This window comes from Salinivibrio kushneri, assembly GCF_027286325.1.
In the GTDB taxonomy this organism is placed as follows: Bacteria; Pseudomonadota; Gammaproteobacteria; order Enterobacterales; family Vibrionaceae; genus Salinivibrio; species Salinivibrio kushneri_A.
Genome location: NZ_CP114588.1, coordinates 194,501 through 220,016 on the forward strand (window position 1 = coordinate 194,501; position 25,516 = coordinate 220,016).

General features: G+C 52.9%; 20 protein-coding genes. 14 read left to right on the top strand and 6 right to left on the bottom strand.

What is annotated here, in order from left to right:
* Positions 1–18: 18 nt before the first annotated feature.
* Both N8M53_RS00965 and ppc read right to left on the bottom strand, forming a co-directional pair.
* Positions 19–1,296 (bottom strand): O-acetylhomoserine aminocarboxypropyltransferase/cysteine synthase family protein, encoded by a 1,278-nt coding sequence (locus tag N8M53_RS00965; protein WP_269579177.1) that lies wholly within the window; start codon positions 1,294–1,296, stop codon positions 19–21.
* A gap of 183 nt (positions 1,297–1,479) precedes the next feature.
* Positions 1,480–4,113, bottom strand: a complete 2,634-nt coding sequence (gene ppc / locus N8M53_RS00970; protein ID WP_269579178.1) for a phosphoenolpyruvate carboxylase — start codon at positions 4,111–4,113, stop codon at positions 1,480–1,482.
* A 529-nt stretch (positions 4,114–4,642) separates the two neighbouring features.
* Here ppc and argC point away from each other — a divergent pair.
* The 5 genes from argC (at position 4,643) to N8M53_RS00995 (ending at position 11,315) form a co-directional block, all read left to right on the top strand.
* On the top strand, positions 4,643–5,653 hold the full coding sequence (gene argC / locus N8M53_RS00975) for an N-acetyl-gamma-glutamyl-phosphate reductase (RefSeq protein ID WP_269579179.1): 1,011 nt from the start codon (positions 4,643–4,645) through the stop codon (positions 5,651–5,653).
* A 9-nt stretch (positions 5,654–5,662) separates the two neighbouring features.
* Positions 5,663–6,442, top strand: a complete 780-nt coding sequence (gene argB, locus N8M53_RS00980; protein ID WP_077771941.1) for an acetylglutamate kinase — start codon at positions 5,663–5,665, stop codon at positions 6,440–6,442.
* Between the two features lie 62 nt (positions 6,443–6,504).
* Positions 6,505–7,716, top strand: a complete 1,212-nt coding sequence (locus N8M53_RS00985; RefSeq protein ID WP_077522024.1) for an argininosuccinate synthase — start codon at positions 6,505–6,507, stop codon at positions 7,714–7,716.
* 35 nt (positions 7,717–7,751) lie between these two features.
* A complete protein-coding gene (gene argH / locus N8M53_RS00990) occupies positions 7,752–9,632 on the top strand; it encodes an argininosuccinate lyase (RefSeq protein WP_269579180.1) in 1,881 nt (626 codons plus the stop codon).
* 216 nt (positions 9,633–9,848) lie between these two features.
* Positions 9,849–11,315, top strand: coding sequence for an alkaline phosphatase (locus N8M53_RS00995; protein ID WP_269579181.1), 1,467 nt, complete (start codon positions 9,849–9,851; stop codon positions 11,313–11,315).
* Here the strand turns inward: N8M53_RS00995 and N8M53_RS01000 are convergent.
* From N8M53_RS01000 to N8M53_RS01010, 3 genes are all read right to left on the bottom strand, one after another.
* Positions 11,312–11,584: a DUF3624 domain-containing protein gene (locus tag N8M53_RS01000; protein WP_077640964.1), complete on the bottom strand. Its 273-nt coding sequence runs from the start codon at positions 11,582–11,584 to the stop codon at positions 11,312–11,314. The genes N8M53_RS00995 and N8M53_RS01000 overlap by 4 nt on opposite strands.
* A gap of 161 nt (positions 11,585–11,745) precedes the next feature.
* Complete coding sequence (locus N8M53_RS01005) at positions 11,746–13,197, bottom strand: dihydrolipoyl dehydrogenase (protein ID WP_269579182.1); 1,452 nt, start codon at positions 13,195–13,197, stop codon at positions 11,746–11,748.
* Between the two features lie 52 nt (positions 13,198–13,249).
* Entirely contained in the window at positions 13,250–13,981 is a 732-nt protein-coding gene (locus N8M53_RS01010; protein ID WP_077667447.1) for a glutathione peroxidase, read from the bottom strand.
* A 140-nt stretch (positions 13,982–14,121) separates the two neighbouring features.
* On the opposite strand from N8M53_RS01010, the gene oxyR reads away from it, so the two are divergent.
* Positions 14,122–15,030: a DNA-binding transcriptional regulator OxyR gene (gene oxyR / locus N8M53_RS01015; protein ID WP_269579183.1), complete on the top strand. Its 909-nt coding sequence runs from the start codon at positions 14,122–14,124 to the stop codon at positions 15,028–15,030.
* 83 nt (positions 15,031–15,113) lie between these two features.
* On the opposite strand, the gene N8M53_RS01020 is transcribed toward oxyR, so the two are convergent.
* Entirely contained in the window at positions 15,114–17,606 is a 2,493-nt protein-coding gene (locus N8M53_RS01020; protein WP_269579184.1) for a penicillin-binding protein 1A, read from the bottom strand.
* Between the two features lie 142 nt (positions 17,607–17,748).
* Here N8M53_RS01020 and N8M53_RS01025 point away from each other — a divergent pair, with 142 nt between their 5' ends.
* The 8 genes from N8M53_RS01025 to N8M53_RS01060 all read left to right on the top strand — a co-directional run bounded on the left by N8M53_RS01025 (position 17,749) and on the right by N8M53_RS01060 (position 25,470).
* Positions 17,749–18,645, top strand: a complete 897-nt coding sequence (locus N8M53_RS01025; RefSeq protein ID WP_269579185.1) for a hypothetical protein — start codon at positions 17,749–17,751, stop codon at positions 18,643–18,645.
* A complete protein-coding gene (locus tag N8M53_RS01030; RefSeq protein WP_269579186.1) occupies positions 18,642–19,223 on the top strand; it encodes a PilN domain-containing protein in 582 nt (193 codons plus the stop codon). The genes N8M53_RS01025 and N8M53_RS01030 overlap by 4 nt, the downstream gene beginning before the upstream one ends.
* A complete protein-coding gene (locus N8M53_RS01035) occupies positions 19,220–19,801 on the top strand; it encodes a type 4a pilus biogenesis protein PilO (protein ID WP_269579187.1) in 582 nt (193 codons plus the stop codon). Before N8M53_RS01030 ends, N8M53_RS01035 begins: the two co-directional genes overlap by 4 nt.
* Positions 19,802–19,822: 21 nt before the next feature.
* Entirely contained in the window at positions 19,823–20,332 is a 510-nt protein-coding gene (locus N8M53_RS01040; RefSeq protein ID WP_269579188.1) for a pilus assembly protein PilP, read from the top strand.
* Between the two features lie 14 nt (positions 20,333–20,346).
* Positions 20,347–22,092 carry a type IV pilus secretin PilQ gene (locus tag N8M53_RS01045; RefSeq protein ID WP_420066593.1) on the top strand — a complete coding sequence of 582 codons (1,746 nt, stop codon included), beginning with the start codon at positions 20,347–20,349 and terminating at the stop codon, positions 22,090–22,092.
* A 144-nt stretch (positions 22,093–22,236) separates the two neighbouring features.
* The gene (gene aroK, locus N8M53_RS01050; RefSeq protein WP_025739049.1) at positions 22,237–22,755 is read left to right on the top strand and encodes a shikimate kinase AroK; all 519 of its coding nucleotides are present in this window, start codon (positions 22,237–22,239) and stop codon (positions 22,753–22,755) included.
* 19 nt (positions 22,756–22,774) lie between these two features.
* Entirely contained in the window at positions 22,775–23,854 is a 1,080-nt protein-coding gene (gene aroB / locus N8M53_RS01055; RefSeq protein ID WP_269579189.1) for a 3-dehydroquinate synthase, read from the top strand.
* Between the two features lie 11 nt (positions 23,855–23,865).
* Positions 23,866–25,470, top strand: coding sequence for an AAA family ATPase (locus N8M53_RS01060; RefSeq protein WP_269579190.1), 1,605 nt, complete (start codon positions 23,866–23,868; stop codon positions 25,468–25,470).
* Positions 25,471–25,516: the final 46 nt, after the last annotated feature.

Genomic DNA, 25,516 nt, shown 5'->3' on the forward strand with positions numbered 1-25,516 from the left:
CGATTAGCCTTCTTTGGGCTATTTCAATGCCTCCAGCGCTTGTTCTAAATCGGCAATGATGTCATCAATATGCTCAATGCCGATACAAAGACGGATCATCTCTGGGGTCACCCCGGCTTTCGCTTGCTCTTGTTCGTTCAGTTGGCGGTGCGTGGTCGAGGCGGGATGGCATGCCAGCGATTTCGCGTCACCAATATTCACCAAACGCTTGAAAAGATTTAGCGCATCATAAAACGTCACCCCCTCGTCAAAGCCGCCTTTTAAGCCGAATGACAGCAATGAGGCCGGCAGTCCACCGCGGATAAGCGACTTAGCACGTTGGTAATGAGGATGATTGGATTGACCGGCATAGTTGACCCACGCGACAGCCGGGTGATTGGCCAGATAATCGGCCACGGCTTTGGCGTTCTCGCAATGGCGCTCCATACGCAGGCTCAAGGTCTCTAACCCTTGCATCAACATAAAAGCGTTCATCGGCGAGAGTGCCGCGCCACTGTTACGTAGCGGCACCGTACGTGCGCGGGCAATAAATGCGGCTGGGCCAAACGTCTCACTATAAACCACGCCGTGATAGGCAGGCTCCGGTTGTGAGAATTGCGGGAATCGGGCTTGATGTGCTACCCAGTCAAAGGTGCCGCCATCGACAATCATACCGCCAAGGGTGGTGCCATGACCGCCAATGTACTTGGTGAGTGAGTGCACCACGATATCGGCACCATGCTCAATCGGTTTACACAAAACCGGTGTGGCCACGGTATTGTCGACCACCAACGGAACCCCATGCGCATGGGCAACCTTGGCTAAGCCTTCAATGTCGGCGATATTGCCGGCCGGGTTACCAATCGACTCGCAATATACCGCTTTGGTGTTGTCATCAATCAGCGCCTCAATCGCACTGGCGTCGTCACTCGCGGCAAAACGCACCTCGATGCCTTGCTCGGGGAGCATGTGGGCAAACAAGGTATAGGTGCCACCGTAAAGCTGTGGTGTGGCGACGATGTTATCACCGGCTTTGGCGAGGGTTTGAATCGCATAGGTGATGGCCGCCGCACCGGCACTGACACACAGTCCCGCAATACCGCCTTCTAATGCCGCCACCCGTTGCTCCAACACGTCGTTGGTCGGGTTCATTATCCGTGAGTAGATATTGCCCGGCACATCAAGATTAAACAGGTCAGCACCATGTTGCGCATTGTCAAACTCGTAAGCGACGGTTTGATAGATGGGCGTTGCCACCGATTTGGTGGTGGGGTCGGTCTGGTAGCCGTGATGAATCGAGAGGGTTTCGTCTTTCATGGCAATTCCTTTGCGTTGTTGGGTCGCGTCAGTGCGACCTTCAATAGTAATAATATTATCAATGCAACAGCAAGCATTAGCTGCGGCTTTGCATAAAAAAGTCTGTGGCCAGTCTTTCCTCTGCGTCATCTGCGCGCAAAAACAAAAAAGCCGCACCCAAGGGTACGGCTCTACTATCAAGGGTTAGCCGGTATTGCGCAGCCCCGCGGCAATCCCCGCGATGGAAATCATCAAGGCATCGTCGAGCGATTGGTCGGGATCCGCTTGTTGACGCGTCCGATACAAGAGCTCGGCTTGCAGCATATTGAGCGGCTCAACATAAATATTACGTAAGCGAATCGCTTCAGCGCCCCATGGGTTTTGCTCCATCAGGTTGTCGCTATTTTCCACTGCCAGCACAACCTGAATATCTTGGCGCAATTGCTCTCGCAAGGATTCACCTAACGGCCAAAGGCTCTCATCGACCAAGCGCTGATCATAGTACTTGGCAATGTCTAGGTTGGTTTTGGTAAACACCATTTCTAGCATGCCAAGGCGGGTGGAGAAAAATGGCCATTCGCGGCACATTTCTTCCAGCTGGGCTTTATGGCCTTTTGCAATGGCGTGATCGATAGCCTGTCCAGCACCCAGCCAAGCTGGCAGCAATAATCGGTTTTGACTCCAGGCGAAAATCCAAGGAATCGCCCGCAAGCTTTCTACACCACCGTTAGGGTTGCGCTTGGAAGGGCGCGATCCCAGTGGTAGCTTGCCTAACTCAAGCTCCGGAGTGGTAGAGCGGAAGTAAGGCACAAATTGCTCATGGCCGCGTACCACATCACGGTAGGCTTGGCATGAGATGTCACTTAAGGTGTCCATCAGCTGACGCCATTCTTGCTTAGGCTCCGGTGGTGGCAGCAAGTTCGCTTCCAAAATGGCGCTGGTGTAAAGGTTTAAGCTGTTGACCGCGACCCCAGGCAAACCCAACTTAAAGCGGATCATCTCGCCTTGTTCGGTCACCCGCAAACCGCCTTTTAAGCTGCGCGGAGGTTGTGAGAGCAAAGCCGCATGCGCGGGTGCACCACCGCGACCTACGGTGCCGCCACGACCGTGGAAAAGGGTGAGATTAACCCCTTGCTCATCACATAAATTGACCAGCGCTTCCATGGCGCGATATTGCGCCCAACCGGCGGCCATCACCCCAGCGTCTTTGGCCGAGTCCGAGTAACCGATCATCACCATTTGGAAGTTCTGGGTAAAGCCTCGGTACCAATCAATGGCCAGTAGTTCACCAATCACTGCCTCGGCATTGTTCAAATCGTCCAAGGTTTCGAATAGCGGACACACGTCCATGCGGAATGGACAACCGGCTTCTTGCAGCAATAGGTGGACAGCCAGCACGTCGGAGGCGGTGCGTGCCATCGAAATCACGTAGGCACCCAAGGCTTCACGCGGCTGCTCGGCAATCACTCGACAGGTGTCGATCACCTCTTGGACGTCAGGCGACGGTGACCAATCACGTGGCAACAACGGACGTTTAGACGCCAGCTCGCGGGTTAAGAAGGCTTGCTTGTCTTGCTCGCTCCATTGGGCGTAATCGCCCATCCCCAAATAACGGGTCACTTCTGAGAGCACATCGGCATGGCGGGTACTTTCTTGGCGAATATCGAGTTTGATCAAGTGCACGCCAAAGCATTGCACGCAGCGGAGCAAGTCAAGCAATTTGCCGTCGGCAATAATGCCCATGCCACATTGATGGAGCGACTGGTAACACGCCAGTAAAGGCTGCCACAATTGCTGGGTGTCGGTCAGGATCCCTTGTGAGGAGGCGCGTTCGCCTTTCAGTTTGGCGTCCAAATAGCTCAAAGTGTGGGTTAGCTGACTGCGCATGGTTTTGAGGATAGCGCGATACGGTTCGTGCGCCTCGCCGGCCATTTCACGCACAGTGTCATCACACTGGGTCATTGACAGTTCACTGATCAAATCTTGCACATCGCGCAAGTACAAATCCGCCGCTTTCCAGCGTGATAACAGCATCACTTCACGGGTGACCTCGCTGGTAACATAGGGGTTACCGTCGCGGTCGCCGCCCATCCACGAGGAAATTTGTACCGGTTTGGCATCAATGGGCAAGTTGATATCGAGGTGGCTTTCAAGCTGCTGATCAAACTGGCGTAAAAACGCGGGCACCGCTTGCCACAGTGAATTTTCAATCACCGCAAAGCCCCACTTGGCTTCGTCAAGCGGGGTTGGTCGCTCTTGGCGAATCACATCGGTGTGCCATGCTTGTGCAATCAACTGCTCAAGACGTTTCTCCGTTTTGGCACGCTCTGCCGCCCCCAAATGTTCACTGAGCTCTAACTTCGATAAGCACTTATTAATCTGCACCAAGTTATGAATGGTGGTACGGCGTGCGATTTCGGTTGGGTGAGCGGTCAGGACTAACTCAATTTTTAAATCGGCGATCGCTTGTTGCGCGTCATTGGCATTAATTTCACCTTGGCTGACACGGCGGAGTAAATCGTCGATAGCATCCGGGCTGCACTCCAGCGCGTCGCATTGACGCGAGACGGTGTGATATTGCTCGGCGATATTAGTCAGATTCAAAAATTGGCTAAAGGCGCGGGCGACCGGAAGCAGTTGGTCAGCCGGCAAGTTTTGCAGCACGGTTTTCAGCTTAGCATGATCATCCTGATTGCCAGCGGCAGCCGATTTTGAGAGCTGACGAATTTCCTCAACTTTTTCTAGGAGTGCTGGACCATGGGCATCTTGGATGGTGTTACCCAGCAGACGGCCAAGCATACTGACATTGCTTTTTAAGGCAGAGTACTTTTCGTTCATAGCGTATCCATTCTGTAACAAAGTTACATCCTACTGTGACTGTAAAGAACCAATCTAGCGAATATTGCGCGATCGGGTCAACTTAACCGCAAATTAGCGCGAAAACTGGCCACCGGATTTGATGCTTATCATAGAGCTACCCCAAAAGCTGAAAAAAAGTTTCAGCTTTCAGGTTTGCCAGCTTTCTGAGGGCTTCTCCGCGCTCGCCGTATCGCGACTTTCTCGTGAATAGCAGTAGTGTTATTTGCATGGTTAGATGGAATTATTGCTCTAATATGAATGAATAGACATTAAAAGTGATTTTTTACGCTTTTTGGGGTTGACGACCAAACGGGAATGCGATAAAAAATAACCATTCACTATTTATGAATAAAAATATTTTTTGAGAGTTGACCATGATGCCACTCGCTGCCAAACACAACGCCCTTTCTGCTCGACGACGCTAGCCTGCTTTGCGTGGCTATCGGCTACGCCCTCGATACTCTGCTGCCCCGCAGCACGCCTTAAACACCTATAAAGAGAGACACCCATGACACTTAACACCATTATTGTCGGTGCCAGTGGCTACACAGGAGCCGAGCTTGTCGCCCTTGTCCATCGCCATCCGCAGTTGCACTTGGCCGGTTTATATGTCTCGGCAGGCAGTGAAGACGCTAATCGTCCTGTGAGCGCGTTGCACGGTCAACTGCGTGGCGTGGTGGATATGCCACTGATGCCGCTGTCCTCGCCACAGGATGTCGCCAAGCAAGCCGATGTGGTGTTTTTAGCCACCGCGCATGCGGTCAGTCATGAATTGGCGCCGGTTTTTCTGGCTCAAGGTTGCGTGGTGTTTGATTTGTCGGGGGCGTATCGGGTCAATCAAGCCGATTTTTACCCTGCCAATTACGGCTTTTCGCATCAGTCACCGACATGGCTGGCGCAAGCCGTGTATGGCTTGGCGGAGTGGCAACAGGAAGCATTATCTGCAGCGCAGCTGGTCGCCGTGCCGGGATGTTATCCCACCGCCAGCCAGTTAGCGCTCAAACCGGTGCTGGATGCAGGCTTGTTGGATAAACAAATGTGGCCGGTGATCAATGCCACCAGCGGCGTGACGGGCGCGGGGCGCAAAGCGAGTCTGACCAACAGCTTTTGCGAAGTGAGCTTGCATGCCTACGGGGTGTTTTCTCACCGTCATCAGCCAGAGATTGCCGCACACCTAGATACGCCGGTGATTTTCACCCCGCACCTTGGCAGCTACAAACGCGGCATTCTTGCCACCATTACCGCCAAATTAGCGCCAGGTGTTAGTGAGTCGGAGGTGGGGCAGGCACTGACCCAGGCTTACCAAGAGGCGCCGCTGGTACGGGTGCTCCCAGCCGGCGAGGTGGCCAAGCTACAAGCGGTGCAATACACCGGCTTTTGCGACATAGGCTATCAGGCCGCGTATGGGCATCTGATCCTCACCAGTGCGATTGATAATTTACTTAAAGGCGCGGCCAGCCAAGCCGTGCAGTGTTTAAACCTTAAGTTTGGCTTTGCCGAAACCACAGCGATTGTCTAGGAGAAACGGATGAAAACGCCATTAGTGATTAAGTTAGGCGGCGCGGCACTGAGCTGCAGCGAGACCCTCGCCAAGGTTTTCGGCGCGATGAACACCTATCGCAGTGAGGCTGAGCGTCCGCTAGTGCTGGTGCACGGTGGCGGCTATTTGGTTGATGAACTGCTGAAAAAACTCGCCCTCACCAGTGTGAAAAAACAAGGCTTACGGGTCACGCCAGTCGACCAGATTGATTATGTCACCGGTGCCTTAGCCGGGACGGCCAATAAGCTACTACTTGCCGAAGCGCGTAAGGCGAAGATTAAAAGCTGTGGCTTGAGCTTGGCCGATGGCGGCTTGTGTCAGGTCAGCCAGCTGGACCCTGAGCTAGGTGCAGTGGGGGAAGCCAGCGCCGGTGATCCTAGCCTGTTGCAGGCGGTATTGGCCGCGGATTGTGTCCCCATTATTAGCTCGATTGGCATCAGTGACCAAGGTGAGCTGATGAACGTCAATGCCGACCAAGCAGCGGTAGCGGTGGCAACCACTCTCGGGGCGGAGCTGGTGTTGCTGTCGGATGTCAGCGGCGTGCTAGACGGCAAAGGGCACTTGCTACCTTGCCTGACCGAATTAGATGCGCAGCACTTGATGGAAAAAGGCGTGATCACCGATGGCATGGTGGTCAAGGTCAACGCGGCGTTTGCCGCCGCCCGCGAACTGGGTAAACCGGTGGAGATTGCCACCTGGCGTTACCCAGAAAAACTCACTCAATTATTCGATGGCCAGCAAATCGGCACTCGGTTTAGCGCCAGTTAATAAGACGTATAACGACGCGACGAAACCGTCGACCCGTCACATCAGGATTTAAGGAGAGCAAGATGAGCAAGGTAAATAAAGTTGTACTGGCCTATTCGGGTGGATTGGATACCTCGGCCATCATTCCATGGCTAAAAGAAAATTATGACTGTGAGGTGGTGGCCTTTGTTGCCGACGTCGGTCAAGGCGAACAAGAGCTCGAAGGCATTGAGCAAAAAGCGCTCGCCTCTGGGGCATCACAGTGTTTTATCGCCGATCTGAAACACGAAATGGTAGCGGAGTATATTTACCCCAGCCTGAAAACCGGTGCGGTGTATGAAGGCAAATACCTTCTAGGTACCTCGATGGCGCGTCCGATCATTGCCAAAGCGCAGGTCGAGTGCGCCCTAGAGGTTGGAGCGGATGCACTTTGCCACGGCTGTACCGGCAAGGGGAACGATCAGGTTCGTTTTGAGAGCACCTTCTCCGCGCTGGCGCCGCAACTGAAAGTGATTGCGCCGTGGCGCGAGTGGGATCTCACCAGTCGTGAAGCCTTGCTCGATTACTTGGCCGCCCGTGATATTCCCTGCACGGCGAGCCTTGAGAAAATTTATTCACGTGATGCCAATGCTTGGCACGTCTCAACCGAAGGCGGTGTACTGGAAGACACTTGGACAGCGGCTAACCAAGATTGCTGGGTATGGACAGTGGCGCCGGAAGAGGCACCCAATACGCCCGAGTTTGTTACCTTAGGGGTGCAAAGCGGGGAAGTGGTCTCAGTCGATGGTGAGTCCATGTCGCCTTATGACGTGTTGACGCTGCTGAACGACAAAGGTGCTGCCCACGGGGTAGGACGGATTGATATTGTTGAGAACCGTTTGGTGGGGATGAAGTCCCGCGGCTGCTATGAAACCCCGGGGGGCACCATCATTATGGAAGCGCTGCGCGGTGTTGAGCAATTGGTGCTGGATAAAGAGAGTTATCAGTTCCGTGAGGAGCTCGGTTTAAAAGCATCTCACCTGATTTATGATGGGCGTTGGTTTACCCCGCTTTGTCAGTCGATTGTTGCCGCGGCCAATTCTCTTGCCGCGCCGGTAACGGGCGAGGTGGTGATCAAACTCTATAAAGGCCAAGCGACTGTGGTCCAAAAGCGCTCGACCAATAGTTTGTACTCGGAAGACTTTGCCACCTTTGGTGATGACGATGTCTACGATCACAGCCATGCCGAAGGCTTTATCCGTTTGTATTCGCTGTCGAGCCGGATTCGGACGCTGAACAAACAAAAACAATCCTAATTAAAAAAGCATCGTGAGCAGTAAGGAGAGACAGCATGGCATTATGGGGCGGACGCTTTAGTCAAGCAGCAGACAAACGGTTTCAAGCGTTTAATGATTCACTGCGCTTTGACTATCGCCTAGCAGAGCAAGACATTGTGGGCTCCATTGCTTGGTCCAAAGCCTTGCGTTCAGTGGGCGTGCTGAGTGATGACGAGCAACAGCAATTGGAGCTCGCGCTCAATGAGCTCAAGTTGTCGGTGATGGAAAACCCGAAGCAAATCTTAAGCTCAGAGGCCGAGGATATTCACAGCTGGGTTGAGCAGCAACTGATCGATAAAGTCGGGGATTTGGGCAAAAAGCTTCACACCGGACGCTCACGCAACGATCAGGTTGCCACGGATCTCAAACTCTGGTGTCGCCAGCAAGGCCAGCAAATCTTGCTGTCTCTCGACAAGCTTCAGCAGCAGCTGGTGGATGTGGCCAGCCAGCACCATGATACCGTGCTGCCCGGCTACACCCACTTGCAGCGTGCTCAGCCAGTGACCTTTGCCCATTGGTGTTTGGCCTATCTGGAGATGTTTGAGCGCGACACCACCCGCTTACAAGATGCGCTTAATCGTCTGGATACCTGCCCGTTAGGATCCGGCGCGCTAGCAGGCACGGCGTACCCGATTGACCGCGATGCTTTGGCACAACAACTGGGGTTTGAGCGGGCCACCCGTAATAGCCTTGATTCAGTCTCGGACCGTGATCATGTGATGGAAATGCTGTCTGCGGCGTCGGTTTCGATGCTGCATTTATCGCGGATGGCCGAAGATATGATCTTCTATAACTCGGGCGAGTCTGGGTTTATCGAGCTGGCCGATACGGTGACATCAGGCTCCTCGCTGATGCCACAAAAGAAAAACCCCGATGCGCTAGAGCTTATCCGCGGCAAAACCGGCCGCGTGTATGGCACCTTGTCGGCGATGATGATGACGGTCAAAGCCTTGCCACTGGCCTATAACAAGGATATGCAAGAAGACAAGGAAGGGCTCTTCGATGCGATGGACACGTGGCATGATTGCTTGGATATGGCCGCGTTGTGTTTTGAAGGTATCACCATTCACAAAGACAAAACCTTGCAAGCGGCGCAGCAAGGTCATGCCAATGCCACCGAGCTCGCGGATTACTTGGTGAGTAAAGGGATCCCGTTCCGTGAAGCGCACCATATTGTGGGCGTGGCGGTGGTGTCTGCCATTGAGCAAGGCTGTGGACTCGAAGATTTACCGCTTGCCACCTTGCAACAATTCTCACCGGTGATTGAAGACGATGTGTATGCCATGCTCACGATTGAATCCTGCTTGGCCCAACGTCGTGCGCTCGGTGGGGTCGCGCCCGAGCAGGTCAGCTTTGCCATTCAAGAAGCGCAAAAGCGTTTGGATAAGCGCTTTACCCCTAAAGTCACGGTGCGCTCGGCAAGGCTCACCGACCTCGATACCATCGAAGGCATGGTGGTGTATTGGGCGAAGTTGGGGGAAAACTTACCTCGAGACCGCCATGAATTGGTGCGCAATATTGGCCTGTTTGCGGTCTCCGAGCATCAAGGCGATTTGACCGGTTGCGGCTCGCTGTATATTTACGACTCAGGGCTGGCAGAAATTCGCTCTTTGGGGGTTGAAGCAGGCTGGCAGCGCCAAGGTCACGGCACGGCGTTGATGATGCACTTGATTAAAAAAGCCAAGCAAATGGCGATCGAGCAAGTCTTTGTTCTTACCCGGGTGCCCGAGTTTTTCACCCAATTAGGCTTCACCCCGACGTCAAAGTCGCAGTTGCCTGAGAAAGTGATGAAAGATTGTGAAATCTGTCCGCGCTTTCACGCCTGTGACGAAGTGGCTCTGACCTATAACATTGCTGGGCCGGCGACAATCTCAACCTTCTCTGCATTGGAGTAGGGTGACACTGTCTATCGCGTGACGGCGTCCGTGTCGTTATTGCGTCTCCCTAAGGCTGCGAGTGGATTAAACCGCAGCCTTTTTACCTGCCTCTGTCATAAAAACTTCATCAAATAGAGTGGCTTACAAATTGTTACATTGTACGGTTTGTCACAGAAGCGTCACGCGCAATGACCATCATGCCCGCGTTTTCTCGTTAATAATGGAGATTTTGTGGTGAAGACAATCCTTACGGCCGCGGTGGCCTCAGCCTTAGTAGCGGCAACCGCACACGCGGCAGTGCCTCAGCAAAACGACGCGTGGTACCAAGACGCGCAAGCCGCCCTGGCGGCCGCTAAAGCGAACCCACCTATTACGGGCAAAGCCAAAAACGTGATCCTCTTTGTCGGTGATGGCATGAGTGTGGGGACAATCACAGCGGCGCGGATTTATCAGGGCCAGCAGCAAGGACAAACCGGTGAGGAAAACCGCCTTGGCATGGAAAGCCTGCCGCACGTTGCGCTAGCCAAAACCTATAACACTGACATGCAAACGCCTGACTCGGCCGGGACCGCCACCGCTATGGTCACCGGGGTGAAAACCAAAGCGGGGATCATCAGTGTTGACGATAACGTTCAGCGTGGTTTTTGCAGTACCGCCAAGGGTAACGAAGCGAAAACCTTATTTGAAATGGCGGGCGAGAAGGGCAAGGCGCTGGGCTTGATCTCAACCGCTCGTTTAACCCATGCCACCCCAGCTACCACCTACGCGCACAGTGCGGATCGCAATTGGGAAAACGATAGCAAGTTACCCAACATTGCCAAAAACCAAGGCTGTACCGATATCGCCAGCCAATTTGTCGACTTTGATGCTGGTGAGGGATTTCAGGTGGCTTTCGGTGGCGGGCGGCGTGAATTTATTCCTGCCGATAGCGTCGATCCTGAGGGCAAAAAGGGCAAGCGTAAAGATGGACGCAACCTGATTGAGGCATGGCAAACCCGTCACCCTGATGGTCAATACATTTTCGATAAATCCGGGTTTGATGCCATCGATCCGGCGACCACCTCACGCGTGTTTGGCTTGTTTGAAAGCAGCCACATGAAATACGAAGCGGATCGCCGTGAAAGCCAGGATGAGCCGTCATTGGCGGACATGACCAGCAAGGCGATCGATATGCTCAGCCGCAACAAAGACGGCTATGTGATGATGGTAGAAGCTGGACGTATCGACCATGCTCACCATGCGGGCAACGCCGCGCGAGCGTTAGAAGATACGTTGGCTTATGACGATGCCATTAAAGTGGCCTTAGAGAAAACCAACCCAGAAAATACCCTGATCATTGTCACCGCCGACCATGCCCACACCATGGTGATGAACGGCTATGCGGAGCGGGGCAACCCTATTCTCGGTTTGTCACGTCAAAAAGGGCGCTTGAATCAGGATGATTTTGGTAAAACCTATACCACCATCACCTATGGCAACGGCCCGGGTGCGGTGAAAGGTGCGCGTGAAAACCTGCAAGAAAGGCAGGTGCGTGAGCTGGATTACAAACAGCAATCCTTGATTAAGCTCGGTTCGGAAACCCACTCCGGTGAAGATGTGGCCATCATGGCTCGTGGGCCGATGGCGTGGTTATTCCAAGGTGCCGTGGAGCAAAACTACATTTTCCATGTGATTAACGAAGCCACGGATCTGGCCGATTAATCGTCTGGTATGTCTGACGACCCGCGCTCTGGCGCGGGTTTTTTATTGCGCCGAAACGGATAAATAACCACATGCAGCGTGAGTAGCACACTGGCACTGCCGGCGGCGAATAACAAGGCAATCGACTCCACTTGCCGTGGCGTGTCGGCATAGCCCCACCACCAAAGTGGCCAAAGTAGCGCGCACATGGCGGCCAGTTGCTTCATACAACGGGTACAGCGTCCCAGTTTTTGTTGCCAAATCGCGGACTGACAGTATTTGCAAGCCATGCGTTTCTCTTGGTCGGTAATGGCGATAGCTTATTGTGGCGCAGTGGGCCGCCGGATACAAAAAAGCCCTCCAATCAGGAGGGCAAAAAGGTAAGCAAGTGCTTGGGGAAGCAACAGGCAGTGCCTGTAAAGCGCCGAAAATCGGCGAAAAGGGCAGTGGATTAGCAGCCTGGGCCACAGTCCATGCAGTGTTTGATCATTTCAGGGCCGAGTTTGAGCTTGGCATTCACATCCCGCAGCGCGGTACGTACCCCTTCTTCAATCACTGGGTGATAGAAGGGCATATCCAACATTTGCGAAATGGTCATTTGATTTTGATGTGCCCATGCCAACAAGTGGGCCAAGTGCTCGGCGTTCGGACCAATCATTTCAGCGCCAAGGAAGCGGCCAGTGCCTTGCTCGGCATAAACGTGTAACAAGCCTTTGTTGCGCAGCATTACTCGTGAGCGGCCTTGGTTTTCAAACGACACCACGCCGGTTTCAAAGCAGCCGCAGGGGCCGAGGCGGTCGGTAATTGCTTTGTAGCTTTCGCCCACCATCGCAATTTGCGGGTCAGAAAAGACCGCAGAGAGTTTGCTGCGGCGCAATCCGGCACGGATATCTTTGCCGCGTCCGGCGTTGTCACCGGCAATGCGCGCTTGGTCAGCCGCTTCGTGCAGCAACGGAATTTGGTTACTGGCATCACCGGCAATAAAAATGTGCGGTGCCGTGGTCTGCAGGGTGTAACTATCGGCAACTGGCACGCCGCGGGCATCCACTTTGATGCTGGTCGCGTCAAGGTTTAGCTTGTCGACGTTTGGACGACGACCGGTGGCGGCAACCACATAGTCGACCCAGCGCAGTTGGCTTTCGCCCTCTTTATCACGATAACGGATTTGCACCTTATCGCCTTCACGCACCATCTCTTCCACCTTGGCATCGGCGTCGAGATAAAACTCCTCACTGAAGGTGCGATTGGCATACGCCATGATGTCCGGATCGGTCAGCGGGCCCACTTGGCCACCGACGCCAAACATGGTCATCTCGACCCCGAGGCGATGCAGCGCTTGTCCTAGCTCTAGGCCAATTACACCCGGGCCAAATACCGCAACCGAGTCAGGTAGATCGTCCCATTCAAAAATATCATCATTGACCACTAAACGATCGCCAAGGTGATCCCAAGCGGACGGCCAGCTTGGACGCGAGCCTGTCGCGATCACGATGCGATCAGCATGGATGGTGGTGTGATCATCAACCATTAAGGTGTGATCATCCACAAAGCGCGCATAGCCGTCGATTTTGTCTTGAGCGGGAATGTCATCGACACTTTCCAGTACAAAGCCGACAAAACGGTCACGCTCGCGTTTCACCCGATCCATCACCTCACGGCCATTAATTTCCGTGGTGCCGCCGGGATACACACCGAAGCCGGGCGCTTTGTCGATATGATGCGCCGCTTCAGCCGCCGCAATTAACAGTTTGGAAGGCATGCAGCCAACCCGCGCGCACGTGGTGCCATAGGGGCCGCCTTCAATCATCACCACGTTATCCGTATGCGCTTTGGCTGCGCGATAAGCACCTAGCCCGGCGGTTCCGCCACCAATCACAGCCACATCAACCGTTAATGTTTTCATTGCTTTCTCCTGGGAAAATAAAGGGCGGCAAGGAAGCCGCCCAAACAGCGGATTACTGATTTAGATAGGTGTCGAGTTCTTCACTGCCACCGATATGACGGCCACCGATAAATACTTGTGGCACGGTGGCGCGACCGCTCACTGCACGCAAAGAAACCGTGGTAGCGTCTTTGCCAAGAATAATTTCCTCAAACTGAAGACCTGCGTCGATCAGGGCTTGTTTGGCCTTGGCACAGAATGGGCAGCCTGGTTTGCTAAACACGGTGATTGAGTCTTGTAGTTTGTGCTCAGGGGCGATGTAGCCCAGCATGGTGTCGGCATCAGAGACTTTGAACGGGTCGCCTGGCTCGTTGGGTTCGATAAACATTTTCTCGACCACGCCGTTTTTCACTAGCATGCTGTAACGCCATGAGCGTTTGCCAAAGCCAAGATCGTTTTTGTCGACCAGCATGTCCATGCCATCGGTGAACTCGCCGTTACCGTCAGGCAGGACATGAATGTTGTCAGCATCTTGGTCGGCTTTCCAGGCGTTCATCACAAAGGTATCGTTGACGGACACACAGACAATGTCATCAACGCCGTATTGTTGGAACACCGGATATAGCTCGTTATAGCGTGGCAGGTGTGATGACGAACACGTGGGGGTGAACGCACCTGGCAGGCTGAATACAATCACGGTTTTATTGGCAAAAATGTCATCGGTGGTAACGTCTTTCCACTGGTCGCCTTCGCGAGTGCGGAATGTTACTTGTGGTACTGGCTGACCTTCTTTTGTTGCTGTCATGGTGATGTCCTTTCTTGATTTAAGTTTGTGGGCGAATGTGTCGCCGCGTTTTGATGGGAGTAGTATTACCGATTGCAATTGATAGCTCTAATCGCTTAATGCTATGGTTTTGATAGTTATCCTCTATAGAAGAGACAAAGATGAACATTCGTGACTTGGAGTACTTGGTCGCTTTGGCCGAACACCGACATTTTCGTAAAGCGGCAGAAGCGTGCTTTGTCAGCCAGCCGACCTTGAGTGGTCAAATCCGAAAGCTGGAAGATGAATTGGGTGTGAGTTTGTTAGAGCGAACCAGTCGCCGTGTGTTGTTCACCGATGCCGGTATGAGGTTAGTACAACAGGCACGTAACGTCTTGCGGGAAGTCACAATTTTGACCGAATTGGCTAGTGAGCAAGGGGAAAGCATGACAGGCCCTTTGCATATCGGCTTAATTCCTACTGTGGGGCCTTATTTACTGCCAAAGATCATTCCTATGCTGCGCGACCGTTTTCCTGATCTGGAGCTGTTTATTCACGAAGGTCAGACGCAGCAGTTAGTGCAGCAATTGGAAGAGGGCAAACTCGATTGCATCATTTTGGCCTCTGTAGAAGAAACCCAGCATTTAAAAGAGCTGCCACTTTATGATGAGCCGATGCTGCTTGCCGTGAACGAAAAACACCGTCTCGCCGATTGTGCAGAAGTAGCTTTGGATGTGCTGCAAGGAGAGACCTTGTTAATGCTGGGCGATGGGCATTGTTTGCGCGATCAGGCGATGGGCTTTTGCTTTAAAGTGGGGGCGCGTGAAGATCAGCGCTTTCGCGCCACCAGTTTAGAAACCTTGCGGAATATGGTTGCGGCAGGGAGTGGGATCACCCTATTGCCGCAGCTATCGGTGCCTGCCGATAAGCGAGATGGTGTGGTGTATATACCCACCACCTCACCAACACCATCTCGTCAAATTACTCTCGACTACCGTCCTGGCTCGCCGCTACGAGGACGTTATGAGCAGCTGGCTGATGCTATCCATGAACAAATGACCGCCGTGATGCATGATCGGGGTTGCCGCTAACTTGTCGCGTTATGTGTATATAAAAAGGCGCCCGCATGATGCGGGCGCCTTGATGTTACGTTGCTATTGACGATGCAACAGAGTTAGAACAGGGATTCTGTTTCTGACTCATAAATATTGCCATCAGATTGCGATGAGACATATTCAGTCGGCTCGGTCCCTTTTACAAAGTACTCGAACATCGAAGTATGATCGGTTTTTCGAGTCAACAGCCCTGTTTCGCGGTCAATACGCACTTTAACAATGCCAGGTGGGACGGTTTTATTCTGCTCAGGGACGTCCGCGAGTGCATGCTGCATAAAATCAATCCACGCGGGCTCGGCGGTTTTTGCCCCTGACTCTGCCCCGCGAATAGGCTGACGGTCGTCGCCCAAATTGGCATTGCGAGTGGTGCGGCCAAGCTTGCGAGAGTGATCATCAAAGCCCACCCATACCGTGGTCACAATGCCTGGGCCGTAGCCCGTGTACCACGTATCCTTGGAGTCATTGGTGGTACCGGTTTTACCACCAATATCACGCCGTTTGAGCGCTTGCGCGCGCCAGCCGGTGCCATTCCAGCCTGTCCCATAGCGCCAATCGCCGCCGCCCCAGATATTGCTTTGCATCATTTCACGTACCAAAAACGCATTCTGCTCATCAATCACTTGCTTGGCATGGCGCTGGGTAGTGGTGTCATCTTGCGCGAGCAAGTTCTGCTCATTAAACGGATTGGCCTCTTCCGTTTGCTGCTCGCAATTATCACAAATCACCGGTGGGTTAGCGCGATAAATCTCTTCACCGAATGGGGTTTCGACCCGATCAATGATAAAGGGCTCCATAAAATAGCCACCATTGGCAAACACGCTAAAGCCCTGTGCCATTTCAACCGGTGTCAAGCTGCCTGCACCAAGTGCAATGGCTTCTGCGCGCGGCAAGTCATCACGCTTAAAGCCAAAGCGGGTGAGGTAGTCGAGTGCGTCATCCAATCCCACGCGACGCAGCACCCGCACGGCCATCACGTTTTTCGATTGCGCCAGTCCAAGGCGAGCCCGCAGTGGTCCTTCATAACGTGGTGGTGAATTTTTCGGCCGCCAGGCCACACCCTGGCTGCGATCCCAGCGGTTAATCGGCGCATCATTAATCAAGGTGGCGAGTGTCATGCCTTCGTGCACGGCGGCGGAATAAATAAATGGTTTGATACTCGAGCCCACCTGGCGCACTGACTGTGTGGCACGGTTGAACTTGCTATGGACAAAGTTAAAGCCGCCCACCAAGGCTTTGATTGCCCCCGTTGAGGGTGACATAGAGACCAGTGCAGTGTTGGTGGTAGGGACTTGGGCCAAATGCCAGCTGTCATCGACTTGGCGAATAAACACTTGCTGACCACTGGCGAGGAACTCATCAGCACGCTTGGGCGCTGGGCCTTGGCGACTGTCAGTAATATAAGGCCGCGCCCAGTCTAGTCCCTCCCAGGGCAGTTCGATTTCACGGCCATTGGGTCCGACAACCTGTGCCGATTTAGCTTGAACATCAATCACGACGGCGGGCTCTAAGGGGCCGTAGCTGGGTTGATTGGCAAGATGGTCAACAATGCGCTGGTGCTGCCAGCGTTGGCTAGGCGCTTGCCATAAGGTCGCAACTGGACCACGGAACCCATGGCGGCGATCGTAGGCGAGAATGTTTTCCACTGCCGCCTCGTTAGCAGCCCGTTGCTTGTCAGCATCGACACTGGTGAAGATACGCACACCGGAGGTGTAGGCGTCGTCGCCGAACTGTTCGACTGCCCATGCACGTGCCATCTCGGCAACATAAGGTGCGGAAAGCTCGATTTCAGCGCCATGATAGCTCGCCACGATAGGTTCATTTTTGGCTTGCTGATATTCTGCGTTGGAAATGTAACCCTCTTTGAGCATCCGTCCGAGTACAACGTTGCGTCGCTCTGTCGCCCGTGACAGAGAATATAACGGGTTCATGGTGGAGGGCGCTTTGGGTAATCCGACAATCACTGCCATTTCGCTCAAGGTCAGTTGATCGAGGGTTTTACCAAAATAAACCTGTGCGGCCGCGCCGACCCCGTAAGCACGATAGCCTAAGAAGACTTTGTTGAAATAAAGCTCAAGGATCTCTTCTTTGTTCAGTAGCTGCTCGATATGCACGGCGATAAAAATTTCTTTTATCTTGCGCATAATCCGCTTTTCGTTAGAGAGGAAGAAGTTACGTGCCAGCTGCTGTGTAATGGTACTGGCCCCTTGCTTGGCCGTACCAGACATGGCCACCACCACCGCGGCGCGCACAATACCGATTGGGTCAATCCCTGGATGTTGGTAAAAGCGACTGTCTTCTGTGGCAATCAATGCATCAATCATCGGTTGAGGGATGTCCTCGAGCATGACGGGGATGCGACGCTTTTCACCGAACTGGGAGATCAACTCACCATCGGTGCTATAGACCTGCATCGGAGTCTGCAGCTCGACATTTTTTAGTGTCGCCACATCGGGGAGGTCAGGTTTTACATACAGGTAAAACCCAAAGATTGTAGTGACTCCAAGCACTGTGCAAACCAGTGCAAAGATAAGCAAACGCTTTATGAACTTCACCTGAGATTTCCCGTTTTGTTGCCGTTGAGCCGTTCAATAATCATACGTGAGTAGTATAAAGGCACCAGCATTAAAAATAACCCGTGATGAGGCCAGTTTTGTAAATACTGACTTCACGCTGACGTTGGGAGCCTAACACGAAATGATGCGAAGTTCGGCAGTTTTAGGTCTCGCTTTGGGGCAACAGACCAGTTATGCGGTGGCCATTAAGCCATCATCCGCGACTCAGCAGGTATTAAGCTTTCACACACTAACAGCCTGTCACGATGACAGCTTGGTTGAGTCGATCAAAACATTGAAAGCAACCATGCTCGACCCGCTACCTTGGTACCAGCGCTGGATGGCGACTGTGGTGATTGGTGTCGAAGATGACACGGTGATCAGCAAAACATTGACGGCGGCGGATGTTGATGATCCGTTAGAGCAAGAAACGACGGTCGGGCAGGCACTAAGCCAAGCACTCAATATGGACATCAGTGATCTCCTGTTCGACTTCTCTAAAAAAGACGTCGGGGCGCAGCCAGGAGACGCACATTATCAGGTGATCGCGTGTCGCCAATCCGCGTTAGCGCCCATCCTCGCTGCCTGTCGCCAAGCCAAACTAAACGTGCGTGTGGTGGACCGACAACAGCATGGTCTTCAAGCCTTGTATAAGGCGTTAGTAGCCTATCATCAACCCAGTGTTTGGCCACTTTGGTTACATTTATGTGCGGAGGCACTGACGGTAACCGGAAAACGCAGCGATGGGGAGGATTATCAGCAACGATTATCGCTGACCTCACCGAGACAGACAGACGCCGGTGATCTGTCCCACCAAGTGCTATGCCAACACATTGAACATGCTTATCAGGCCTACCTGACTCAAGCTGGTCGTCACTCAGAGGCCAGCGTTTGGTTAAGTGGTGATTGGCCGGAGAGTCTGCGCTCTCCCGCCCAGATAGCGTGCCACTTAATCAACCCCGGTGCGCCGTTTGGTTGTGAAAATTTGAACGCCCCTGCCTGTGTGGCGCTTGGACTGGCTCTGCGAGGTGCTCAATGATGGCCATCAACTTATTACCGTGGCGGGCACAAGCACAGCGTCGCCAACAGCGTGCTTTCGCCATTACCACGCTCATGGTCGTGGTGGTAACACTCCTGCTTGGCTGGACGGTCACAACAGTGCAGCAGCATAGGATAGAGAGCCAGCAAGGACGTAACCAACAGCTTGAACAAGGTATCAAGCAGTTTAAAAAAACCTTGGCTCAGTTTGAGCAACAAGATACGCAGCGTCGTGCGTTGCAGTCGCGATTGGGGTTAGTTAACCAATTGCAGCAACAGCGTAATAATGTGACTGCCGTGCTCAATTTTATTCCTCGTGTGATGCCTCCTGGGGCGTACCTTACCCGCATCGCGCAACAAGCGGAGCGTATTAGTCTGGAAGGCTGGGTTCACTCTAACGCGGAGCTTGCGCGTTTACTGGCGTCACTGGAAGCGGACCAAGCCGTAGACGAGCTTGATATAGAGACAGTCGTCACCAATGGCAAGGCGGTTGGACCCAATAAACGTTTCACGCTCAGCTTTTCCTTTACCCAGTATGTGGCCCCCGAGCGGCCAAGTGGCGAGGAGGATGCATCGTGATCGAATTAGACTGGCGACACCTCCCTTTTGCACCGCTGTGGGTCAAACTGAGTGTATGGACAATATTGGGCGGGATGATCTTAGGCCTCATGTGGGTTGTGGTGATTGAACCTCAGCATGTTCAATGGCGGCGAGCGAGTATGCAAGAGCAGCCATTGAAAGCTCAGTATCGAAAGCTTGCGCATGAAGTGGCTGGGTTACCGGATGTCGAAGCGCAACTCAACGCGTTGAATCAACAGTATAACCAGCTGATCGCGCAGTTACCGGAGGAAGAAGAGCTAGCTGAGTTATTGGCGGGCATTAGCGATGTCGGTGGGCGCCATCAACTCAACTTCGACACCTTAGCGTGGCAGCCTCGTCAGCAGGGGCCATGGTTGGACGCGATTCCCATCGATATTGTCTTACACGGTCAGTATCGAGATATTGGCGCATTCAGCGCTGATATCGCGGCAATGACGCGCTTGGTGTCATTGCAAAACTTTATCCTGACGCGTGATCAAGCGTCACCAGCCGATGCCTTACGGCTGTCTGTGTCAGCCACCACCTACCGTTACACTGGCCCTGATGGGCGTCGTTGATCATTGTAGTAAGGAAGCAGGATGAGACACTACGTGTATATCTTACTTGCGCTTCTCAGTGGCTGTCATGACGATAATACCGACATTGAACAGTTTATGAGACAGGCAAAATCGCAGGCCGAGGTGAGCGCCACCCGGATCCCTCCCGCGCCAACTTATCAGCCGCTTCCGTTTGCTTCGCGCGGTCGCGACCCCTTTTTTCTTGAGCCTGATAGTCGACCACACCTCACAGCAATGGAGGATTGTTGGCAACCCGCGTCAGGTCGACAGACATCTCCACTGACGGCGGTGCCACTCGATCAGCTTAAGATGACAGGCAGTTTAACCAAGGGTGAGCAGAGGCAAGCGCTTATTACGCTACCCAGCGGGTTGGTGCGCAAAGTGAAGCGGGGTGACCGGCTGGGACCGCATCATGGTCGTGTGATCCAGGTTGCACCTAATCAAGTGAGAATTAAACAGCTGTTGCCAGATGGGTTGGGTTGCTGGCAGCCGCGTTTTATGACTTTGTCAACCCACCCCAGCGTGTCGTAAAAAGGATAGCGTGAATGAAAGCAAGCAGGGTAAGGAGCACATTCGGATCAGGACTGGCGCAAGCCGCAATTATCACTGTTTTCGCTTGTGGGATGGTATGGAGTGCTGTAGTGGGGGCCGCTGAGGCGGTGACCTTGGTACAGGCGCAACTCACGTCTTCTACTCAACAAGAAACGCAGCTCCGCTTGCGTTTTGACAGTGCCGCGGTGATGGCGGATTTTCGCCAGACGAGCCCTCAGCAGCTAATGATTAGGCTACCTCAGGTGGTCGTCACGCCAGATTTGCTCGGGCGGATGAAAGGGCAAGAGACGGGTCTGCCTGTGAACGCCGTTCACATCACTCAGGAAGCAGGCTATACCAAGATAGAGATTCACGCCGAGCAAGCGATGACGTTTGATTACCAGCAACAGCATCAGCAATTAATTATCACCTTGCGCGATTCTGATCCGGTGACCGCTCAAGCCCCGGCCCCCGAGGCGCCGATTTCCATCAATTTCCAAGATATTCCTGTGCGGGCAGTGCTACAACTTATTGCCGAGCAAAATCAATTCAATTTGGTGACCACTGACAGTGTGCAGGGCAATATCACCATGCGTATCGACGGGGTGCCATGGCAAGATGTGTTGGATGTGATCCTCAGGGTCAAGGGGCTAGACAAGCGTCAACGTGGGGATGTGATGTTAGTTGCGCCTCGTAGAGAGCTCATGGCGCAAGAAAAGCAAGATCTCGAGATGGCGCAACAAGCAGACGCACTGTTGCCTTTGTCTTCTGATGTGATCACCGTTAACTACGCCAAAGCCGGTGACGTTGCGGCATTAATCCGAGGCCAGGGTCAGGGAGTGAGCTTACTGTCTGCTCGTGGCGCTGTCTCACTCGATTCGCGCACTAATGCGATCATCGTTCGTGATATTGAGAAGAACATCGAGCGTATCCGCACCTTGGTGAGTCACTTAGATGTGCCCGTTAAGCAAGTGGAGATTGAGGCACGTATTGTGACGGTCGAGCAAGGCTCAGTAGACGAATTAGGTGTACGTTGGGGGCTGTTGAATCGAAATGGCTCAACCACGGTTGGTCCGTCTGTGGAAGGTAACTTGATGTGGGATAGCAATGTCACCGGGCGAGGCCCTGAAAGCTTAAACGATGCGGCGACAGACGGCGCCAATATTGGTGACTTCCTCAGTGTGAACCTGGCAGCTGCTAACCCCTCCGCCTCGAGTATGGCCTTACAAGTGGCGAAGCTCGGCAATGATCTTCTGCTCGACTTGGAGCTGTCTGCGCTTGAAAGCGAAAGGAAAGCAGAAGTGGTATCGAGCCCTCGACTTATCACCACCAATAAAAAAGCGGCCTACATTGAACAAGGGACAGAACTGCCTTATCTCGAGGCTTCTTCAAGCGGTGCGGTGGCAGTGTCTTTTAAAAAAGCGGTGTTGAGTTTATCGGTGACCCCACAAATCACGCCCAATAATACGCTGGTCTTGGATTTAAAGTTAACCCAAGATATGCCCGAAAAAGCTGTGGTGGCCGGAAAAGGCGAAGCGATGTCGATCAGTACCAAACGCATTAATACCCAAGTACTGGCGGAAAATGGTGAAACCGTAGTCTTAGGGGGCATCTTTCAGCAAACCATGATCAACAAAGAGACCCAAGTGCCGCTGCTGGGGGATATTCCGTTGGTTGGTAACCTGTTTAAGCACCAGTTAAAAGACCATGCAAAACGCGAACTTCTGATCTTTGTGACCCCTAAAATCGTCACAGACTAGGTTAGGTGTTGCCAAAGGGGTCACTGTCCTGAGATAATTTTTAATCTGATCACGAAATATCTGTGAGGAATTGGCGCCTCGGGCTTTTTTCATTAAGCCTGCGGGCGGTGTTGTCTTATTTAACCGCGCGTAAAATTGCTTAAAATGGCTGAAAAACGAAACATCTTTTTGGTAGGCCCTATGGGGGCTGGTAAAAGCACAATTGGTCGTCATCTCGCTCAGCAACTTCATATGGAATTCTATGATTCTGATTCAGTGATTGAAGATCGTACTGGAGCAGACATTGCATGGGTATTTGACGTTGAGGGTGAAGAAGGTTTCCGTAAACGCGAAGAAAACGTGATAAACGACCTCACTGAAGAGCAAGGTATCGTTCTCGCGACTGGCGGTGGCTCGATCATGAGCAAAGAAAGCCGCAATCGTCTCTCTGCTCGTGGTGTTGTGGTGTATTTAGAAACCACCATCGAGAAGCAGCTGGCACGCACCCAACGCGATAAGAAACGACCATTATTACAAACTGACCAACCACGTGAAGTGCTTGAGTCGTTAGCGGAAGAGCGTAATCCTCTTTATCAAGAAATTGCTGATTATGTTGTACGGACTGACGATCAAAGTGCCAAAGTGGTGGCTAATCAAATCATGGCTCTGTTAGAGCAGCAATAACCAAACACAGGACCCGACCATGGAACGGATAGACGTTAACCTAGGGGCACGTAGCTACCCTATCTCGATCGGTGAAGGGCTGTTAGCTGATGCTAGCCTATTTGGGAGCGTCCATTCGCGTCGGGTTGCTGTCATCAGCAACGAGACAGTGATGCCGCTATACGGCGACGCGCTGGTCTCAACCTTAAAACAGGCAGGCGCGGCGGATGTCGCTCGCTTGAGCCTGCCCGATGGTGAGGCTTACAAGTCTTTAGAGACGTTTAACACCATTAACACCTTCCTACTCGAGAACAATTACAACCGTGATGTGGTACTCGTCGCCCTTGGCGGCGGTGTCATTGGTGACATCGTTGGCTTTGCCAGCGCCTGTTATCAGCGCGGGGTGGACTTTATCCAAGTGCCCACCACGTTATTGGCGCAGGTGGATTCATCGGTTGGTGGCAAAACAGCGATTAATCATCCACTGGGCAAAAACATGATTGGGGCTTTCTATCAACCCCAAGCGGTGGTGATTGATACGCAAGTGCTTAGCTCTTTACCGAGTCGTGAGTTTGCCGCTGGCATGGCCGAAGTGATCAAATACGGCATTATTGCCGATGCGTCTTTCTTTGATTGGCTAGACAGCGAAATGACGGCACTCACAGCTCTCTCTCCGGATGCGCTAAGTTATGCCATTCGCCGCTGTTGCCAGATAAAAGCTGATGTGGTCGCACAAGACGAAACGGAGACCGGCGTACGCGCGCTCCTTAATCTGGGTCACACCTTTGGTCATGCCATTGAAGCTGAAATGGGGTATGGCAACTGGCTTCATGGTGAAGCCGTCGCCGCAGGCACGGTATTGGCTGCTAAAACGGCACTGCGACATGGCCTGATTGAGCAAAAAAGTGTGTCACGTATCACTGCTTTATTGGAAAGTGCCGAACTTCCCGTACAAGCACCCAGTGAGATGAACTACGATGCTTTTATTAAGCACATGATGCGTGATAAAAAAGTGCTTTCAGGACAGTTGCGCCTGGTTTTACCAACAGCGATAGGCCAGGCTCAAGTGGTTGCAGATGTTCCACATCAGTGTATTGCTGATGTGATTGATGCCGGTTAACCATTGAATGCATGACAGACACTTTTGATACCTTAGCGCTGGATCTGGAAAGCCAAACCCAGCTTCTTTCTCGACTGCAATTTATTACTCGATTTAGCGCTAACCTGATCCAAGTCACTGGGCCTGAAGGGGCCGGAAAAACGTGGCTCAGTGAGCGCTATATGGAGCAGTGGGCAGATGCTCATGTTCACGCCTTATTGGCGTGTCACACCGCTCAGAGCGATGCACAGCGCCGCGCGATCTTGCTGCGACAAATTGTTAAAGATGGCGTGTTTAACGAGGCTGACCCGCTTATCGATAGCCTTACCATGATGCTCGATGGTGGAGGGTGCGATGCCTTATTGGTGATTGATGATGCGCACCGTTTGACTCCAGGCTTGTTGTCAGAGTTGTGGGCCTTGGTGCAACATGCACAGCACCAAGCCAATTGGCGTATCAATGTGGTGCTTTTCGCGCTACCTGGAAAGTTGAACAAGTGGCTAGGCCAGGTGTCTTACGGACACGAGCAAAAACCCCTGGAGCTCGAAGTCTCTCCCCTCAATGAGGGAGAAGCTGAGATGTTCATTGATGTGTTGGCGGTAACCCAGCGCATCGGTGGCGAGAAAAAGAAACAGTGGTTAGCCAAACTTGCCAATCAAACCGTTTACCCCGGCACCATTATGGGAAAGGAAAATCAGGAGACAGGCGCTGTGAGTAAAGATAAGAAAAAGCCCGCTAAGAACAACAAACCCTTCTTAATGCTGATATTGGCGGTGGTGCTGATGATCCTAGGGGCCGGCGCGATTTGGTGGGTGTTCCCCAGTCAACAAGATGACTCTGCGTCAGAGATGGTGCTTCCTGAAGGGCTCAAGAACTTAGACGATTTGCTCAATGAACAAGAGGAGCAAACGATCACTGATCCGCAAACAGCGACCCAAACAGGCGCACAACCGAGTGCGACTAACGCGGGCGCGGGAACCGATACGATTGCCTCGCCGTCAATGGATAATGGTGCGGTAACTGAAGATCAGGCGACCCTGCCAGAAGATATCAATGGTGAAGGACTAACTGTCGGGCGCAGCGATGAAGGTCAGCGAGTTGTGGTACCGGATGACGTGGTCGATGCCATTATTGATGAACAAGATGCTGGGGGAGACGGTACCGACGCGGTGGATGAGCCCTTAGCTAGCGAAATCAGTGAGGCGGTGCCAGCACCAGCCGCCCCACAAGCCTCAACGAGCGATACTGCTCAAGACGAACAAACAGCGAGTGAGGACCAGGCATCCACATCGGCTAACCGTGCGCAAGACGCCCGTGAACCAGGAGCACTGCCGCTGGTACCACAAGCACTGCTCAATGTCTCTGCACAACGCTATGCGCTGCAATTGGCCGCGTTACAGTCACGCGCCGATGCGGTGGCGCTCATTGAAAACTATCAATTGGCTGACCGCGTTCAGGTGTATCAAACACAGCGAAACAACGCGACCTGGTACATGGTCTTGCTGGGAGACTATGCCAGTGTGACCGAGGCACGTCGTGCTGAGCTCAACTTAGCGGATAATGTCCGTGCGTTGCAGCCTTTTGTGAAATCATTTAGTCAGATCCATCGCGAAATTAACCGAGCGAATGGCCAGTAAAATCCGCTGATTGATGAATCAAAATAGGGTACAATCCGCCCCTTTT

Excerpts from the sequence above, each read along its gene's own strand:
- N8M53_RS00965 (WP_269579177.1), bottom strand. The coding sequence starts at position 1,296 with ATGAAAGACGAAACCCTCTCGATTCATCACGGCTACCAGACCGACCCC.
- ppc (WP_269579178.1), bottom strand. The coding sequence starts at position 4,113 with ATGAACGAAAAGTACTCTGCCTTAAAAAGCAATGTCAGTATGCTTGGC.
- argC (WP_269579179.1), top strand. The coding sequence starts at position 4,643 with ATGACACTTAACACCATTATTGTCGGTGCCAGTGGCTACACAGGAGCC.
- argB (WP_077771941.1), top strand. The coding sequence starts at position 5,663 with ATGAAAACGCCATTAGTGATTAAGTTAGGCGGCGCGGCACTGAGCTGC.
- N8M53_RS00985 (WP_077522024.1), top strand. The coding sequence starts at position 6,505 with ATGAGCAAGGTAAATAAAGTTGTACTGGCCTATTCGGGTGGATTGGAT.
- argH (WP_269579180.1), top strand. The coding sequence starts at position 7,752 with ATGGCATTATGGGGCGGACGCTTTAGTCAAGCAGCAGACAAACGGTTT.
- N8M53_RS01000 (WP_077640964.1), bottom strand. The coding sequence starts at position 11,584 with ATGGCTTGCAAATACTGTCAGTCCGCGATTTGGCAACAAAAACTGGGA.
- N8M53_RS01005 (WP_269579182.1), bottom strand. The coding sequence starts at position 13,197 with ATGAAAACATTAACGGTTGATGTGGCTGTGATTGGTGGCGGAACCGCC.
- N8M53_RS01010 (WP_077667447.1), bottom strand. The coding sequence starts at position 13,981 with ATGACAGCAACAAAAGAAGGTCAGCCAGTACCACAAGTAACATTCCGC.
- oxyR (WP_269579183.1), top strand. The coding sequence starts at position 14,122 with ATGAACATTCGTGACTTGGAGTACTTGGTCGCTTTGGCCGAACACCGA.
- N8M53_RS01025 (WP_269579185.1), top strand. The coding sequence starts at position 17,749 with ATGATGCGAAGTTCGGCAGTTTTAGGTCTCGCTTTGGGGCAACAGACC.
- N8M53_RS01030 (WP_269579186.1), top strand. The coding sequence starts at position 18,642 with ATGATGGCCATCAACTTATTACCGTGGCGGGCACAAGCACAGCGTCGC.
- N8M53_RS01040 (WP_269579188.1), top strand. The coding sequence starts at position 19,823 with ATGAGACACTACGTGTATATCTTACTTGCGCTTCTCAGTGGCTGTCAT.
- N8M53_RS01045 (WP_420066593.1), top strand. The coding sequence starts at position 20,347 with ATGAAAGCAAGCAGGGTAAGGAGCACATTCGGATCAGGACTGGCGCAA.
- aroK (WP_025739049.1), top strand. The coding sequence starts at position 22,237 with ATGGCTGAAAAACGAAACATCTTTTTGGTAGGCCCTATGGGGGCTGGT.
- aroB (WP_269579189.1), top strand. The coding sequence starts at position 22,775 with ATGGAACGGATAGACGTTAACCTAGGGGCACGTAGCTACCCTATCTCG.
- N8M53_RS01060 (WP_269579190.1), top strand. The coding sequence starts at position 23,866 with ATGACAGACACTTTTGATACCTTAGCGCTGGATCTGGAAAGCCAAACC.